Genomic DNA, 1,335 nt, shown 5'->3' with positions numbered 1-1,335 from the left:
ACCGACCGGCTTCATAGCCGTCGTTTCCGGCGGCCATGACGTAACCGATTCCCCAACTCTCTCGGGCTTGTGCGGCGTCTCTCGCCGCCTCAAAGGTATGCCACGTCTCCGGGTCGGACCAACTAATGTTGAAGTCCCCCTTCCAATGCGGGCGCTTCGGCGTCTCTCCAGAAGCGTCCCACATGAGCCATTGATCGCGCTCTTTCAACGCCTCCGGAACAGATTCATACGGGTCCGTTGAATCCGCCGGCGGCGATTCCGCTCGGCTCATTTTGCTACCTCCTCGCGGACTCGACGCTCACACACACTACACCGAAAGTCCGTCAATTCATCCGGAGTTGCTACAAGAGTCGGTCGGCCGCAATGGGGACAATTGAATCCAGCGTAACGACTTTCAGCCTCTGGTTCGTTAATTGACTTAGACGGGGTTCCACAACCGTCTTTCATCTCTCTCCGGCTCACTCTTCCGTCACCTCCAAAAGAGCCGAAGCCAAGTCGGCCGCTGGTAGGTCAGTCTGTGAAAGCTCTTCGAGGTCGTCGCGATGTTTGTTAATCTTTCCAGTCGTCGTCTCTTTGCTAAGACTCATTAATATAGCAATTAAATCCGCTCTCACAGGGGTCGCTCCCTGTATAGTTTCCGAACGCCCGGAATCGGTGGGTAGGTGTAGGCAACCGTGTGCCACCGCCGGGCGTCTCTCTCCAATACTTATTCTTGAGCAACTAACCGCCCCACTACCTGATTAAATGATTCACCCGGCTCCTCTTTCAGACTATTCAGCTTCTGCCAATTTTCGGTCGTAATCGTGATCGTCGTTCGGTTTGACATATTTGTGGAAAGGACTGTTTGACAATCGATTCATACACCGGCCGGACTTCCACCAACACAGCGGGCCAGTCGCCTGTAACAGCATGAAGCCCGTCTCCCCGACCGTGGGAAGGGTCCACCTTCGCGGTATTACTCCCCAAGGCCGGTTACAAACCCTGCCGCTCCGATTACTGGTTACGGTAACGACAGCGGCACAGCACTTTCGTCCCGGCCGTATCGGCCGGTAAGCTGTGGGTGACTCCAATGTGAGAAAACCAAGCTCTCCCGCCACCGATTGCGGGGTCACCAAACTTGGCCCATACAGGATATTGCCTCCCTCCTGTCGGGGTGGGCGAACACGTTGACTTCCTGCTTTTGACGGACAGGAACCAGCCTGTCCGTTATTAACCGAAGAAGGGATGGGCAATCTACCGCTGTATTGTGACGCGTGTTCCTATTAGTGGTATTCGGGCCATGGTCTTAAGTACGTTACGGTCAAATAACAGTAGAAAAAACAGATACAGCCTACT

At 54.4% G+C, this 1,335-nt stretch carries 1 pseudogene; it reads right to left on the bottom strand.

What is annotated here, in order from left to right:
• A pseudogene (locus tag EXE45_RS20810) lies at positions 1–271 on the bottom strand (hypothetical protein); the annotation flags it as partial.
• Positions 272–1,335: the final 1,064 nt, after the last annotated feature.

It is taken from the genome of Halorubrum sp. SP9 (assembly GCF_005435015.1).
Taxonomy (GTDB): domain Archaea; phylum Halobacteriota; class Halobacteria; order Halobacteriales; family Haloferacaceae; genus Halorubrum; species Halorubrum sodomense.
This window is presented reverse-complemented; position numbering and strand designations above follow the sequence as displayed.